Genomic DNA, 15968 nt, shown 5'->3' with positions numbered 1-15968 from the left:
TCGAACTTGCCACGCATCCAAAGCTCCGAGATCCAACGCAAATCAGTGAATCACGGAAATCGAACAAAAACGATAGTTTTTCAGCAGACTGCTAGGTTAATCAGGGTGTCGGAGAGGTAGGATTCGAGCGCGCCTATATTGTGTGAGAATACCATTCGGTTTACGAGATGGGCGCCTTCACCGCCGTGCTCAGCCAGCAGATCGCCGGTGTGATGATACGAGTCATTGAATACCGCCTCGGGGTGGTCGGATGTATCGAAATCGACCCAATCCTCGTCGTCTGGGGCGTACTGCGCGATTTCGGCCTCTACGGTGGTATCGCCGTAATCGTCCAGGGTAATCTCGCAGCTGCTCACGGTGTTGAAGCATTGCCCGTTGAATACCGTTTCGCACTTCGGACACTTCACCTCAACCGAACCCTCGGAAACGGTGTCGGAGGCGCGTTCCGTATCAAAGCTCGGTTCCGGTACCTCCACCGTCGCGGACACAGATCGTTTGCACTTCGGACAGGCGAAGCGCGCGGTCGTTTCGAATCGGTGGCTTGCCATGCGACGAATCCCGTTATGCAGCGCCTCGTGTATTAATCCATTCTGAAGCTCGCAAGGCGGGTGATGAGTTCCCTTTCCGATCGCCGGTCCCTTAGGCGCATCCTGCAAGACACGGTTCTGGCCTGCCGCATCTATGGAGGGAAAGCGGCTACATAGATACAATGTCTTTTCTGATGACTTCCAGGCGAGATGCCAACTGTGTATAGTCCAATTGCGCGGATATACCGCCTACGATGCCGAACAAAAGGCCTCGCTGATGCCGCTGCCAATTTGTGCGCCCTGCAGCGTAAAAATAGGACGGGTCGGAAGCGCTATTTGCAAGCTCTATCTTACCAATTCTCCTCAATTGGTCCATTGAGCAACTTCCGGAGTGCGATCGTCATTCGAACTCATACCTCTCTGCCTCGAAGTGTCGTTGCGGAAACGGCAGGTGGTAAGTGTTCGTGGGGACCGCAATTAGGCATGCGATCTAGGGGCAAAGTCGCGATCAGAGCCTTGCAATTCATCGCTGACGACGCTCGTATCGCATTTGAGATCGGCTCCTCGAAACAGGATACGAGTTCGAGCTAATCTTGGTATTCTTCTGCCCCCCATCGTTTCAATCGTTGACGTGGCGATCACCGAAGAATCGTTTGTTGGCGTGCGGGACACTTGCTTCGATGACATCCTGAATGCCGTGGAAGGCCTTTGAGGGGAAGGCCTTCCCCTGCGCCCGAGCCTGTGGTCTCGGCCGACCCCTTCTGCGGGGAGAGCCCCGCAACGCCCCCATTAGAGTGAGAGGGCGGACGAGCTTCGCCGTGACGGGTTGAAGAACGGAGGAGAGGCCTCCGGCGCCTGTCGTGGAGATGACCCATGACCCAAGTCGAAGTTTTGAGCGCCGGCCGCGATCGCGTGGGCGGCTACAAGGTGGACGTGACCCGCGGGACGCGCGTCGGCCGAGTATCGTCGGAATGGTTCTCGCGGCCCGCGGACGAGCGCTATGTGTCACTTTCGGACCTCTATGCGGCGGTGCGTGGACGGACCGAGCGAAGCCGGACCCGAACGGTCGAGAGCGCTGCGATCCGGGTCGAGGCCAGCCGCGACGATGCCGAGCGTCTGTCGCTGACGCTGCCGGGCTCCGAGGAGCCGATCGCACCAACCCACTGGAGCTTCGGCCAGCTCGCCAGCTTGGTCGGAGCGCCGGCGGCTTACCTCCGTCAGCTTCCAGCGCCGCTGGCCGGCATCAACCTGCAATACGGTTTGACCTCCCATTCCGCCGAGCAGGTGAAGACGCTCGAGATTGAAGACGGTCGCCTCGAGCTTCGCGCCGCTACGGGCCCAGAATACGGGCGCATCTTTGACGACGAACTCGTGGCGGCCGTTCAGCGCATCGCCGGCAACGGCACGGGCGACACGCGCTGGAAGGTGCCGGGTGTCCTCAACTGGACAACCGGCGTCTATAACCCGAATGTCGACGTCACCCAGGACACGACGACGCTCTACGCTTCCGACCGCGACGTCTTCCTGTTCCTGGTCGACGACCTCAACCCGATCGAGGCCGGCCGATTGGCCGACGGTTCGCCCGACCTCTACTTCCGCGGCTTCTACTGCTGGAATTCCGAGGTGGGAGCGAAGACGCTCGGCATGGCGAGCTTCTATCTCCGCGCCGTTTGCCAAAATCGCAATCTCTGGGGCGTGGAGGATTTCGAAGAGATCACCATCCGCCACTCCAAATACGCCGCCTCACGCTTTGCGCATGAGGCGGCGCCGGCGCTGGCCAGCTTTGCCAATTCTTCACCGATGCCCTTCGTCAACGGCATCAGAGCGGCGCGACAAACGATCGTCGCCCGCACCGACGACGATCGCAGCGAGTTTCTGCGCAAGCGCGGCTTCTCGAAGACGGACGCCGCGAAGATCATCGAAAGGGTGTTATCCGAGGAAGGGCGCAAGCCCGAGAGCGTGTTCGACTTCGTGCAAGGCATCACGGCGGTTGCGCGGGGCAAGATCCATCAGGACGCACGACTCGACATGGAGGCGCGCGCGAAGAAGCTGCTCGACCGCGCAGCCTGATGCCCGGAACGAAACGGCGTGTCTCCGGCTTCGTGCCTTTCGGTTTGCAGCGCTGCCCTTGAGAGGAAGAGGGCGGCGCTGCGTCTCGTGACGGGTTGGAGGTCTAAGAGAGAGTCTTTGGGCCGCTCGTCGCGGAGTATTACCCATGGCATCTGCCGTTCAGAAGATCACCCTGTCGTCCTCGCGCGACATTCCCTTCAACAAGCTGGTGCTCAGCCAGTCGAACGTCCGGCGCGTGAAGGCCGGCATGTCCATCGAGGAGCTGGCCGAGGATATCGCCCGGCGTACCCTACTCCAAAGCCTCAACGTCCGGCCGGTCCTCGACGCCGAAGGCGCCGAGACCGGCATGTTCGAGATTCCGGCTGGTGGCCGCCGCTATCGGGCGCTGGAGCTGTTGGTGAAGCAGAAGCGCCTGGCCAAGACCGCGCCGGTGCCTTGCGTTGTGCGCGATCCGGCGACGACCATTCTCGCCGAGGACGACTCGCTCGCTGAGAATATCCAGCGCGCGCCGCTGCACCCGCTCGACCAATTCCGCGCCTTTCAGACTCTGCGCGAGAAGGGTAAGAGCGAGGAGGACATCGCCGCTGCCTTCTTCACCTCGGTCAACATCGTGAAACAGCGCCTGCGGCTGGCATCGGTCTCGCCCGCGCTGCTCGACGTCTATGCCGAGGACGGCATGTCGCTCGAGCAGCTCATCGCCTTCACCGTCACCGCGGATCACAGCCGCCAGGAGCAGGTCTGGCAGGCCATCTCCGGCTCTTGGCAGAAGGAGCCCTATCAGATACGCCGCATGCTGACGGAGAAGACGGTGCGCGCCTCCGACCGGCGCGCCGTGTTTGTCGGCCTCGACGCCTACGAGGCGGCCGGTGGCGTGGTGTTGCGCGATCTGTTCCAGTCCGACGACGGCGGCTGGCTTGAGGACATTGCTCTCCTCGACCGTCTGGTCGCTGAGAAGCTGAAGGCGGAGGCCGAGACGATCGCCGCCGAAGGCTGGAAGTGGATCGAGCTCGCCGTTGAGTTTCCCTACGGCCATGCTCGTGGCTTGCGCGAACTGGACGGCGTGTCTGCGGATCTCTCGGCCGAAGAGCAGAGGACCATCGACGCCCTCAAGGCCGAATATGCCAGGCTCGAAGCCGAGTACGACGGGGCGGATGAGCTGCCCGACGAGGTCGATCAGCGTCTCGGCGAAATCGAGACGGCCCTCGCCGCCTTCGACGATCGGCCCGTCATCTATCAGCCGGCCGACATCGCCCGCGCGGGCGTGTTCGTTAGCATCGATGCCGAGGGCACGCTGTCGGTCGATCGCGGCTACGTTCGGCCCGAGGACGAAGTGCCATTAGCCGAGCCCGAGCCGAACAGCGATGGCGAACCCGTTGCCGCGGCGCTGGACGGCGCCGAACCGTCGGCGCCGGCTATCCAGCGCGCCGTCATCACCATCGGCGGGCAGGTTGCGGAGCCCGAGGACGAGGATGATGATGGGGTGAAGCCGTTGCCGGACCGCCTGCTGACCGAGCTCACGGCGGAGCGGACGCTGGCGCTGCGTGACAAACTGGCAGTCACGCCGTCGGTCGCTTTCCAATCGGTGCTCCACAAGTTCTGCATCGACGTCTTCTCCCGCTATTCCTCCTTTGGAACGGCGATGGAAATCTCCTTGCGCAGCGCCAGCTTCCCGGTGCAGGCGCAAGGGTTGAAGGACACACCGGCGGCCAAGGCCATCGATGCGCGCCATAAGGCTTGGGAGGAGCGCTTGCCGAAGGACAAGGCCGATCTCTGGGACTGGCTCACGGGTCTCACCGGCGACGAGCAGGCGGCGCTCTTTGCGCACTGCGCCTCATTCGGCGTCAACGCGCTCTACGAGAAAGGCGACCGCTACGGCGGCGGCGTCACCCCGCACATGGTCGAGCAGCGGATCACTGAGGCCGATCGCATCGCACGGGCCGTCGATTTCGACATGGTTGACGCCGGTTGGCGCCCAAGGGTCGAGAACTATCTCGGCCGGGTGCCGAAGCGCCGCCTCCTGGAGGCGGTGAGGGAGGGGGCCGGCGAGCGGGCCGCCCAGCTCCTCGAGCATTTAAAGAAGGGTGACATGGCCAAAGAGGCCGAACGGCTCCTGGCCGAGACCGGCTGGCTACCGGAGCCATTGAGAATGGCCGACATCGACCACGCGGCGACCACCGACGCCGCTGAGCCCGATGGCGGTGACGAGGCGCTGCCGGAATTCCTCGCCGGCGACGACGAGGAAACTCCAACCGACCAAGCGGACGAGCCTCACCTGGTCGCTGCCGAGTAGAAGCGCTGGCTGGGGCGATGACCTTCGCCCCAGCCAATTTTTACGCGCTGCGAGCCACCTGCGGCTGCACCTTCAGCCCGTCGATCCAGATCGCGATCCTGCCGGCGGCGACGAGGCCGGACGTTTCGGCCACGAACCGCCGTACCGCCTGCGTGCTGCTGACTGCGAAGCGATGTCGATAGCCCTGGGCTACGGCGCGATCCGTAAAGCCTTTCAAAGCAGCAAACCCTGCCGCTTCCTGGATCTCGAACTGAACCCTCCACCGCGTGCGTCGCGGGCGAACATCATCGAGGACCTCGACGCTGATACGATGCTTGCTCCCGCTGCGAACGGCGACAGGTTCGATCTTCTTGGTGGGAAACTTCAGAATCTGAGCCATCAAATCCTCCTTCATTGTGCGAAGCGGTTCGATGGTCTTGTCGGGGCTCGTGAACCGCATGCCGAGACCCGCGCCCTGCGCAAAGCGCGGGGGCAGGTCAGCGGCAGCCTGTTGACCAGGCCGTTCAGCTCTTGGGGCTTGCGTCACAAGCGGTTCTTGCTGCGCGAGCGCAGCGACCCTGACATGGCCCAAGTAATCTCCTGCCCGCAACGTTTCAAGGGCATCGGGCAGAGAGTGAGAGGCGGGCCGGGACGGGTTTGAGCCGGTGCGGTCCGAGAGAGAGCGCCGGCCGGCTCGCCCTTTCCCGCTCTCTTGAGGCTCCCTTCATGAACGACCTTTTCTCGATTGCGGCCGACGAGGCCGCTCCGATCTCCTCTGCGCGCGCTCCCGAGGGTGCCCGCGCCATCATCGCTGCGGCTGAGCAGCTTCTCCCGTATATCGAGCATGGCCGACGCATCGACAGCGCAATCCTGCGCGCGGCGATGGAAGAGGCCTTCGGCGCGTCCGATGCGACCGGCGCCTGGGATTGGAAGACGGCCTATGACGCCTGTGAGGTCGCCACCGTCCTGTTCCTGCGCAAATACGGAAAAGCGTTGTTCCGCAAAGCCGCTTCTTCGACTTCACGACTTTCCGACTTGGACAAGATCGCGGCGCTTCTGCCGACCCACACGCGCCGCTCTGCCGAAAGCGAGACTTTCCAGCAGTTCTCGACGCCGATCCAGCTCGGCCTGGCTGCGTTGACCGCGGCCGCCACTACGGCGGCCGATCGCGTGCTGGAGGCCTCCGCAGGCACAGGGCTGCTCGCTATCCTCGCCGAGATCGCCGGCAGCGCCCTCGTGCTGAACGAACTGGCCGAGACCCGGGCCACTTTGCTTTCTTCTCTCTTTCCGGCCATTCCAGTCACGCGCTTCGACGCGGCCCAAATCGACGATCATCTTGATCCCGCCGTCGTCCCGAGTGTCGTGCTGATGAACCCGCCGTTCTCGGCGATGGCGAACGTCTCCGGCCGGATGGCTGTTACGGCGCACCGTCACATCGCCTCGGCCCTGGCGCGTCTTGCCGATGGCGGCCGGCTGGTCACGATCACTGGCGCAAATTTCTCACCCGAAGCCCCGGCCTGGCGCAACGCCTTCGCCCGATTGCAAGAACGCGGCCGCGTGGTGTTCACCGCCGCGATCGCTGGTGCGGTTTACGCCAAACACGGCACTACGGTCGAGACGCGCCTGACCGTCATCGACAAGGTTCCGGCCGATGACCCCGACGCGTTCCCGGAGTCACCGGGAATGGCGCCCGACGTGGCGACGCTGCTCCGCTGGATCGCTGACCGCGTTCCGCCTCGCCTGAGCGTCGCATCAACCGGCACGCTTCCCGTGTCAGCCCCGTCAGCGGCTCGCACTGTGAGCGGCTATCTGGCACGGGCGGCCGCGCAATCGGCTAAGGCGTCGGTCACCGATCCCGAAGCCGTCGACCTCGCCTATGAGACGATCGATTGGACCGCGCCCGAGGGCGCACGCCTCAGCGATGCTATCTATGAGGAATACCGGCTCCAATCGATCCGGATCCCCGGCGCGCAGGCGCACCCGACGAAGCTGGTGCAGTCAGCCGCGATGGCCTCAGTCGCGCCGCCGAAGCCGAGCTATCGGCCACGGCTGCCGGCCAACCTCGTCAGGAATGGCATTCTGTCCGACGCCCAGCTTGAGACGGTGATCTATTCCGGGGAGGCGCACGGTAGTTATCTCGCTGGTACCTGGACGGTTGACGAGACCTTCGACCTCGTCACCGTCGCCCGCGATGACGCACCGAATGCCGTCCGCTTCCGCCGCGGCTTCATGCTCGGCGATGGCACCGGCGCCGGCAAGGGCCGCCAGTCTGCCGGCATCATCCTCGACAACTGGCTGCAGGGCCGGCGCAAGGCGGTCTGGATCTCGAAGTCCGACAAGCTGCTCGAGGACGCGCAGCGCGACTGGTCCGCGCTCGGCATGGAGCGTCTCTTGGTCACGCCGCTCTCGCGCTTTCCTCAAGGGCGCGAGATCCGGTTGGCCGAAGGCATCCTATTTTTAACCTACGCTACGCTGCGGTCCGACGACCGCGGCGAGAAGCTTTCCCGCGTGCGGCAGATTGGTCAATGGTTGGGCTCCGACTTCGGCGGCGTCATCATTTTCGACGAGAGCCATGCCATGCAAAATGCCGGTGGCGGCAAGGGCGAGCGGGGCGATGTCGCCCCCTCGCAGCAGGGGCGTGCGGGCCTGCGCCTTCAGCATGCGCTGCCCAATGCCCGCGTGGTCTACGTGTCGGCGACCGGTGCCACCACCGTCCACAATCTCGCCTATGCTCAGCGGCTCGGCCTCTGGGGCGGCGAGGATTTTCCGTTCGCCACCCGCGCTGAATTCGTGGAGGCCATCGAGGAGGGCGGCGTCGCGGCGATGGAGGTGCTCTCGCGCGACCTTCGCTCGCTCGGCCTCTACACTGCTCGCTCGCTTTCCTACGACGGCGTCGAGTACGAGCTCGTCGAGCACCAGCTCACCGACGAACAGCGGCGCATCTACGACGCCTATGCCGGAGCCTTCAGCGTCATCCACAATCACCTCGACGCGGCAATGCAGGCCGCCAACATCACCGGCGAGACCGGCACGCTCAATCGTCAGGCGAAGTCCGCCGCGCGCTCGGCCTTCGAATCGGCCAAGCAGCGCTTCTTCGGCCATCTGCTCACCAGCATGAAGACGCCGACCCTGGTCCGCTCTATCGAGCGGGACTTGGCCCAGGGCCATGCCGCGGTCATCCAGATTGTCTCGACCGGCGAGGCGCTGATGGAGCGGCGGCTTGCCGAGATCCCGACCGATGAATGGAATGACGTGCGCGTGGACATCACCCCGCGCGAGTACGTGCTGGATTACCTCACCCATTCCTTCCCGGTTCAGCTCTATGAGCCCTTCACCGACAGCGAGGGCAATCTCTCATCCCGGCCTGTCTTCCGCGACGGCCAGCCGGTCGAGAGCCGCGAGGCCGTCGCCCGCCGCAATGAGCTGATCGAGCACCTCGCTTCGCTTCCGCCCGTTCCCGGCGCGCTCGACCAGATCGTGCAGCGTTTCGGAACGGACCTCGTGGCGGAAGTGACGGGACGCTCGCGCCGCGTGGTGCGCAGGGGTGACCGCCTTGCGGTCGAGAACCGTGCCGCCTCCGCCAATCTCGCCGAGACCGCTGCCTTCATGGATGACGTGAAGCGCATCCTTGTCTTCTCGGAGGCCGGCGGCACGGGTCGCAGCTACCACGCCGAGCTCTCGGCGCGGAATCGCCGGCTTCGCGTCCATTATTTGCTCGAGCCGGGCTGGAAGGCTGATGCCGCGATCCAGGGTCTCGGTCGAACGAACCGCACCAACCAGGCGCAGCCGCCGCTGTTCCGCCCCATTGCGACCGATGTGAAGGCGGAGAAGCGCTTCCTCTCGACCATTGCGCGCCGTCTCGACACGCTAGGCGCCATCACGCGCGGCCAACGCCAGACCGGCGGCCAGGGCCTATTCCGGCCCGAGGACAATCTTGAGAGCCACTATGCCCGAGATGCGCTGCGCCAGCTCTATCTACTGCTGGTGCGCGGCAAGGTCGAAGGCTGCTCGCTCCAGATGTTCGAGGACGCCACAGGCTTGAGCCTCTTGGACGCGAACGGCATCAAGGACGAGCTGCCGCCAATCACGACCTTTCTGAACCGTCTACTCGCGCTTACCATCGACCTGCAGGGCGTGCTGTTTACTGCCTTCGAGCAGTTGCTGAACGCCAAAGTCGATGGCGCCATCGCTAGCGGCGTCTACGACATCGGCATGGAGACGCTGCAGGCCGAGAGCTTCGTCGTCACCGATCGGCGCACGATCTACACCCATCCCGCGATCGGCGCGGAAACCCGGCTGCTCACGATCACCGAACGCCAGCGTAATTGCCCCGTGACGCTGGATCAAGCGCTCGACTATCTCGCCGATGCGCGATCGGTGCTGCTGGTCAACGAGCGCTCGGGCCGCGCCGCGGTGCAAATTCCCGCACCGAGCTTCATGCTTGATGACGGCGAGATTGAGCGCCGGGTGCGGTTGATCCGTCCCATGGAGCACCATCATGCTTCGATGAAGATGATGGACGAGAGCCACTGGCAGCCGGCGGATCGCGAGACATTCGCCGCAGCATGGAATGACGAAGTCGTCGACGTCCCCGAGTTCGCCGAGAGCACCCTCCACATCGTCGCCGGCTTGCTGCTGCCGATCTGGAAGCGGCTTCCGAACGACTCGACCCGGGTCTATCGGCTTCAGACCGACGATGGCGACCGCATCATAGGTCGCAGGGTCTCGCCGGCCTGGGCGGCGAACGCTTGCGTCACCGGCACCGGTAGCTTGACCCCACAGGAGGCTTTCTCGGTGCTGATGGAGGGACGTGCTGTCATCGACCTCGCCGAGGATCTGCAGCTCCGTCGTGTCCGCGTGATGGGCGCCCATCGCGTCGAACTGTCCGGCTTCACCGACACCATGCGTGACCGGCTGCGCACCTACGGCCTCTTCAGCGAGATCATCTCGTGGAAGCTGCGCATGTTCGTGCCGACAAACGCGACCGGCGCCGGGGTGTTGGCGAAGGTGCTCGACCACTATCCGGTCGTGCGCATCGGCGAGCGGGAGGCCGCCTGATGACCCGCGACAACGCCTCTGAACTGGCCCGCCGTCTCGCGCGTGACGCCGAGGCGGTGTGCCGCCACTACCTGTTCAACGGGCGGCGGCAGGGCCGCTACTGGGTGGTCGGCGACGTCCGTAATACGCCTGGTCGTTCGATGTTCGTGCGACTCACGGAATCGGTGAAGGGGCCCGCAGGCAAATGGACCGATGCCGCCTCGGCCGAACATGGCGATCTTCTCGATGTGATACGTGCGAGCTGCGGTCTCGTGGACTTCCGCGATGTCGTGACTGAAGCGCGACGCTTCCTAAGTTTGCCGCGTTCAGAACTGGAGCCTGATCCGAATCACCGGTCGAGAAAATCGCCCGCGCCCCTCGGATCGCCAGAGGCTGCGCGGCGACTCTTCGGCATGTCGCGGTCGATCGCGGGCACACTCGTCGAAGCGTATCTCCGCAATCGCGGCATCACGGCTTTGCACGAAACCGGAAGTCTGCGCTTTCACCCACGTTGCTACTACCGGCCCGACGACCACAGCCCGACCGAGACCTGGCCGGCGATGATCGCTGCCGTCACCGATCTTTCCGGCCACTTGACCGGCGCGCATCGCACCTGGCTTGACCCCGACGGCTTCAGCGAGACGACGCTCGGCAAGGCGCGGATCGACGCGCCGAAACGGGCGATGGGCGACCTGCTTGGTCACGCCGTTCGATTTGGCGTAGCTGGTGAAGTCATGGCGGCCGGCGAGGGCATCGAGACGATGCTGTCGCTCCGCTGTGCCTTGCCGACGATGCCGATGGTCGCAGCCCTCTCGGCGGCGCATCTCTCCGCCATCCTCTTCCCGGACACGCTCCGCCGGCTCTATATCGCGCGCGACGACGATCCTGCCGGTGACGGCGCCATGGCGACCTTGATCCATCGGGCGCAGGAAGCCGGGATCGAGGCGATCGTGATCTCGCCACGGCTTGGCGACTTCAACGAGGATCTTCGCCTGCTCGGATTTGACGCGCTTCGGACCGCGAGCCGCGTGCAGATCGCGGCACAGGACGTAGCCCGTTTCATGGAGCTGGCGGCATAGCCGGAATGGGATCGGGGCGACGCGACCGCTTCGTTACCGCGAGGCCGGTGGTCCTGCTTCCCTTCAGCGCCGGAGAGGACCGCACCCACGGCCTTCTTAAGAGGGCGATCGGCCGGCAAGTGGCCCGGACCGGCAACCTCGTGGGCCGACTATTTTCCGTCGGCGGCAGAGCCGCCTTTACATCGCGAGGCAAAATAGTCGGCCCCCTTCGGTCCTCCGCCAAGGCTCCGGCCCTCCGCTCGCGCTGCGGGTGCAAGTCCGTTCCGCTTGCCGCCTTTCGTCGCCATGAAGGCCGCGATGGGCGCGGTCGATCCGGCGAGGGAAAGCCGCAATGACCACCGACCACGACGACGATTTTGAGCCGCAGCAGAACTCATCCCCGACCGGCCAGGTTCTCCAGGAACTCCAGCTCTACGGCTACCGGCCCTTCCACGACGAGCCCGATCCCCGCGGGCTCCCCGAAGCGCGGGTCCTCGCCGGCAGCATCGCCGACATCTTCGATGCCCTGGTGGTGGCGCTGTCCGATACGCGCCTTGAACCCGACCTCGAAGACCTGCTCTGGTCGACGGTGAACGTCTTCCATCGTGCCATCGACAGGATCGAGCGCGAACTCGACGACAACGAGCTGGCGCAGCAGCGCTCGCGGCGGGAGCAGGACGGCAGCGAGGTCAAATCCGTCGAGCTAGAGCGACTGACGGCAGAAGGGCAGACGCTGATCGAGCGACGAGGCGCCTTCGAGCTGATGCGCGACCAGGCCGCCGACGAGTTCGAACGCCACACCCATTCCACCTGGCGGCCGCGCAACGGGTCGAAGGTCAACCACCGCAATCTGACCTCCGCGATGATCGATAGCCGCGACTTCCTGGCCGCGAAGAAGCGCGCAGACAATCAGGTGCTCATGCCGCCCGGCCCGAAAGTCGCGCTGACCGGTGGGCTCGACTTCAATGACCACCGGCTAGTCTGGGCCAAGCTTGATCAGGTTCACGCCAAGCACCCGGACATGGTGCTGTTGCACGGCGGTTCGCCAAAAGGCGCCGAACTGATCGCGGCCAAATGGGCCGATCATCGCAAGGTACCGCAGATCGCGTTCAAACCCGACTGGACGAAGCACGCCAAGGCCGCCCCGTTCAAGCGCAACGATGCGATGCTGGAGACGCTACCCATCGGCGTGATGCACTTTCCCGGCACCGGCATCCAGGACAACCTCGCCGACAAGGCCAAGAAGCTCGGCATCCCAGTCTGGAAATTCGGCGGCGCGTGAGCGCTGCCGCAAATTCCGAGGGATGCCGCGCGCAAGCAATGATGTGACTGATTTTTGAAGCCTCTCCACGCGAAAAACACCGGCACGAAAGCCGGGGGGCTCGTGATGCCACGGCGTACATCCGGCCGCGACGATCGGCTGCCCGTTGGCATGAGGTTGTTGAATAAAATGTGACCTTCATGGCGTCCGTACTTGAACGTCGCGCTGGTCATCCGCCGCCAACCGTCGTTCGTAACGGGTCGGTCTTGCGAGGCAGGCTAAATTTCTACAATGCCGTCTCGTCTCGCAATGAACTGTCGTTCGCTGCACGCGAGGCACGCACTTCTATCTATTGGCCCATCAAAACTTTCGCAAAAGGTGAGCGAAAGATGCGACTGGCCGTCCTAGTGAAGACCTGCGATATCACCTCGCAGAAGATGCCTATAGCCCTCCGCACTCATCCATTTGGCGCGAGCAAGATGGCTGTCATAGACCTGCCGCGCGCGCTGCGGTTCGCGCGCGGGATCGATGCGGAGGACAATCCGACTGACCTCGCGCCAGTCTGCACCCTCCTTATTGGCGTCCAACAGGCGCCAATAAGTGACAAGATGCGTGTAGTCATAGAGTGTCACGACCGGCTCGGCAGGAGCCAGATCAGCGACATTGGATTCGAGCGGTGGTTTCTGCATGGCAGTTTCCCGAGCTGAAGCTGCATCATCAGCAGGTTCAGATACCTATCACTGTGGCGGGAAGCTGTGTCGTGTCTAGTGCCAGATTTGACATCACGTGATACTCAATAAGTATCACCTGCGTCTGTTGCCTCCGAATAGCGATCGCACGTCGCTCCAGCCGCAGCGACGCCGATCTGCTCAGCCAAGCTTAAGCGTCGGCGGCTCCAACGAGGACGCGGCCTCCGGCGTAGGAGATCAAGCTTCCAGGTCCGGCAAGTCCAGTTTGGATGCGGGATCCTGCCCGGCTTTGACATAGCCAAGTCGCAGCAGGCTCGGTCTTGGAACGAGGACCTAGTCCAGCGCCGACCTCATATGCTTTGATGCCTAGGATAGAAATGAGACGCGTGGTGCTTCAATGTACGTGGTCATTCGCGAGTACGCCAAGGTTCGTTCGGTTGCGGCGCCGCCCGCCGGGCGAAAAGCGGCGTCGGTCAGATCCTAAGGGAATCGCATGGATTCAGATCGTATTATGTGCTGGACGCAGGTGAAGGCGCCGGTGTCGCCGTGATGATATTCGAGGATCGCGAAAGCGCCAATGCGGCGAACAAAAAGGTCTTGGAGTTCGTTCAAGCGAGCCTGCATGATCTCGATCTTGGAGATCCCGAAATCGTCGCCGGGGAGATATTGGTGAATATCCAATACGATCAGTAATTGATCGCTAGCGCGCCCCTTCCCCCTGGAGCACCACACGTCACAGCGCGGAACGATAGACTCACGAAAAACCCCGGCCTGAAAGCCGGGGCTCCCCGCGATGTCACGGCGTACAGCCGGCCGTGTCGATCAGGGGATAGTTAACATAAGGTTTCTGGAAAAAATGTGACTTCACGCCGACCGCTCTTGTGTCGCGCCAGTCGATTTGCCGTCGAGCGCTATCTCATCAAGCGTCGTCCTGTTCCGGTGTAGCCCGGTGTTCCAATTGATCGCGCCAGGCGCTTCATGACTCGCCGAGTGCCAACGATCGGGGCAAGGCGCTCTTGGCGAGCAGACTTGCGGACAGGATGTTGATTGATCTAGATTTCAACGTGTTTTTTCTTTTTGGAGTGAATGACGTGGCGATAGGGACTGTTAAGTGGTTCAATCCGACCAAGGGCTATGGGTTCATCGCACCGGAGGACGGTGGCAACGATATTTTCGTGCACATCTCGGCGGTGGAGAAGGCAGGCTACACCTCGCTCGCTGAGGGCGCGAGGGTCAGCTATGAAGTGGTGACGAACCGCGGCAAACAAGCGGCAGAAAATCTTCGTCTCGGGTAAATCGCGGCTCCGCGCGCTAACTCGTAATATCGGATGGGGGGACCAGCTTTTATGGGCGTGCTAGTCACGCTGCATATTCATTTTGCAAGTTAGAATGCCGCTCCTGCTACATTCAGTCGTGGTGGGACTTGGCGCGACAGCGCGGAGTAGAGCGTTGATGCCCACCGGCGCGGGATAGGCCAGGCAGCGATCTGTGGATTTGAACCTCGGCATTCCCTGAGCTAGGCAGAATCCCCGGCCTCCGTCGGGACTTCTGGAATATATCCCAGCTGCTGCTCCAGGGCGGCCACCGTTAGGCGCGCGTATTCCAATCTCGCAGTCGCCTCACTCAGCGCGGCCAACGCTTCGTCCGACCGCGACGCCGCGGTCGAGCGAATCTCAAACAGGCTCTCCTTGAGAGACGGCGCCGCCTCGTCGTCCACGGCGCGCGCCAAATCAATCAGCGTGTTCGCCAGCGATCGACGCGCGCAGGCACCCTCTCGTTCCAGGTTTTCCGCGAGTGCGAGAGCCGCGCGATAGTGCCGTATCGCTTCGACGAATCTGTTTTCGAGATTGGTATTGTCGCTCATCTGCTTTTCATCACGCGATCGCGTCACGACCGGGGTCGAGACGCGGATCAATTTCTTGATGATGAATGCAAAGAACTTTTGGCCAAAATCCGACTCAATTAGCGGCCTGTGCGAGCTCGCGTGGTCTTTCGATCTGCCTTCCTCTGCCGCGCTTGTTGGTCTCTATGGGCGAGTAGGCAGAGCTCCCGATCAATTACCGTTACTCAAGATGCCTATTTGCGGTTATACTCACGCTCGCGCCGTGGTGGTGGTGGAAGGCGCGACCGTCAGACCTTTATCTCACGGAGGCCACCGCCATGATCATCTTCGGACCACTGCTCGTCACCGTCGGCATCGGCTTCTTCTGCTGGCTGCTGTTCATGCTTGCTGTCTTTGCACTGCCCCTCTTCGTCGGCCTGACAATCGGCACCTGGGCCTTCCATACCGGCGCCGGCGTGCTCGGCGGAATCGCAGTGGGGCTCGTGGCGGGCGGTGCAACCTTTGGGATCGGCCAGCTTGCGCTCGCTCTTGTGCCGTGGGCTTGGCTTCGGCTCCTGATCGTCCTCCTCTACGTCGCGCCCGCTACCGTCGCCGGTTACAACGCCACTCATGGAATCGCCCAGATGGCGATGCCTTCACCGACCTGGCAGACAATATTTGCTGTCGTCGGCGCCGTTGCCGTCAGCATCACGGCATTCATCCGCTTCACCGGGATGACCGCACCCGGACCTGCCAGGCAGGCTTAGCGGGTGGCGCGTGACATCGAAGGTGCGAACCGGATTAGGCATCCAGAGCGCTCGCGGTCCTCATCGTCGAACTGGACTGAGGGCGGCTAGGCGTCGAGGCTCGACCAATCATCGCAGAGAGGCCAGGTTCGTGGCGGTCGTTGTAGCGGTATCAACCAAGCGGCGCCGGCTCACAGATGCGGACCAGTGACTTGCATGAACGGGCGCGCTGACGAGGTCTGATTGCGGAGGCTGAGATCCGTCCGTGGCCAGGACAGAAAGCCAATCACCGTTGAATTGGTTCGAGCCGGACTCTCTACGGGACTCGCAAGTCGCCATGTTCTCCTGGATGTCAGCTCTGTCAGGCCGAGCGCACCAACGGCCTCTTCGATGGATTGATCTGGCCGAAGGACGGCTGACGCCTCGACCGCCTAAGGCGCAACAGCGGCGTCACAACTTTCTTCCCCTGCCGGCTGCGCCGTCATTCCT

10 protein-coding genes and 2 pseudogenes are annotated in these 15968 nt (G+C 63.2%); 8 read left to right on the top strand and 4 right to left on the bottom strand.

The window, feature by feature from the left end; genetic code table 11:
* Window positions 1–80 precede the first annotated feature (80 nt).
* Window positions 81–548, bottom strand: coding sequence for a hypothetical protein (locus tag GGD62_RS38750; RefSeq protein WP_183714254.1), 468 nt, complete (start codon window positions 546–548; stop codon window positions 81–83).
* A gap of 852 nt (window positions 549–1400) precedes the next feature.
* Here GGD62_RS38750 and GGD62_RS38745 point away from each other — a divergent pair.
* Together GGD62_RS38745 and GGD62_RS38740 are read left to right on the top strand one after the other, a co-directional pair.
* Window positions 1401–2597, top strand: a complete 1197-nt coding sequence (locus tag GGD62_RS38745; RefSeq protein WP_183714251.1) for a DUF932 domain-containing protein — start codon at window positions 1401–1403, stop codon at window positions 2595–2597.
* 145 nt (window positions 2598–2742) lie between these two features.
* Complete coding sequence (locus GGD62_RS38740) at window positions 2743–4887, top strand: ParB/RepB/Spo0J family partition protein (RefSeq protein ID WP_183714249.1); 2145 nt, start codon at window positions 2743–2745, stop codon at window positions 4885–4887.
* Between the two features lie 40 nt (window positions 4888–4927).
* Here the strand turns inward: GGD62_RS38740 and GGD62_RS38735 are convergent, their stop codons facing one another.
* The gene (locus tag GGD62_RS38735; protein ID WP_183714246.1) at window positions 4928–5266 is read right to left on the bottom strand and encodes a hypothetical protein; all 339 of its coding nucleotides are present in this window, start codon (window positions 5264–5266) and stop codon (window positions 4928–4930) included.
* 326 nt (window positions 5267–5592) lie between these two features.
* On the opposite strand from GGD62_RS38735, the gene GGD62_RS38730 reads away from it, so the two are divergent.
* The 3 genes from GGD62_RS38730 to GGD62_RS38720 all read left to right on the top strand — a co-directional run bounded on the left by GGD62_RS38730 (window position 5593) and on the right by GGD62_RS38720 (window position 12243).
* Complete coding sequence (locus GGD62_RS38730; RefSeq protein ID WP_183714243.1) at window positions 5593–9924, top strand: strawberry notch family protein; 4332 nt, start codon at window positions 5593–5595, stop codon at window positions 9922–9924.
* On the top strand, window positions 9924–10982 hold the full coding sequence (locus tag GGD62_RS38725) for a toprim domain-containing protein (RefSeq protein WP_183714239.1): 1059 nt from the start codon (window positions 9924–9926) through the stop codon (window positions 10980–10982). The genes GGD62_RS38730 and GGD62_RS38725 overlap by 1 nt, the downstream gene beginning before the upstream one ends.
* 331 nt (window positions 10983–11313) lie before the next feature.
* Complete coding sequence (locus tag GGD62_RS38720; protein WP_183714236.1) at window positions 11314–12243, top strand: DUF2493 domain-containing protein; 930 nt, start codon at window positions 11314–11316, stop codon at window positions 12241–12243.
* A gap of 383 nt (window positions 12244–12626) precedes the next feature.
* On the opposite strand, the pseudogene GGD62_RS38715 reads toward GGD62_RS38720, so the two are convergent.
* A pseudogene (locus GGD62_RS38715) lies at window positions 12627–12935 on the bottom strand (hypothetical protein); the annotation flags it as partial.
* 373 nt (window positions 12936–13308) lie between these two features.
* Between GGD62_RS38715 and GGD62_RS38710 the strand changes: the two are divergent.
* Both GGD62_RS38710 and GGD62_RS38705 read left to right on the top strand, forming a co-directional pair.
* Window positions 13309–13604, top strand: a pseudogene (locus GGD62_RS38710) (hypothetical protein).
* 398 nt (window positions 13605–14002) lie between these two features.
* Window positions 14003–14206, top strand: a complete 204-nt coding sequence (locus GGD62_RS38705) for a cold-shock protein (protein WP_312014333.1) — start codon at window positions 14003–14005, stop codon at window positions 14204–14206.
* Between the two features lie 221 nt (window positions 14207–14427).
* Here the strand turns inward: GGD62_RS38705 and GGD62_RS38700 are convergent, their stop codons facing one another.
* Window positions 14428–14775 carry a hypothetical protein gene (locus GGD62_RS38700; protein ID WP_183714227.1) on the bottom strand — a complete coding sequence of 116 codons (348 nt, stop codon included), beginning with the start codon at window positions 14773–14775 and terminating at the stop codon, window positions 14428–14430.
* Window positions 14776–15071: 296 nt separating this feature from the next.
* On the opposite strand from GGD62_RS38700, the gene GGD62_RS38695 reads away from it, so the two are divergent.
* Window positions 15072–15500, top strand: coding sequence for a hypothetical protein (locus GGD62_RS38695; RefSeq protein ID WP_183714224.1), 429 nt, complete (start codon window positions 15072–15074; stop codon window positions 15498–15500).
* Window positions 15501–15968 lie beyond the last annotated feature (468 nt).

The sequence above is a fragment of the Bradyrhizobium sp. ERR14 genome (assembly GCF_014198235.1).
Taxonomy (GTDB): domain Bacteria; phylum Pseudomonadota; class Alphaproteobacteria; order Rhizobiales; family Xanthobacteraceae; genus Bradyrhizobium.
This window is presented reverse-complemented; position numbering and strand designations above follow the sequence as displayed.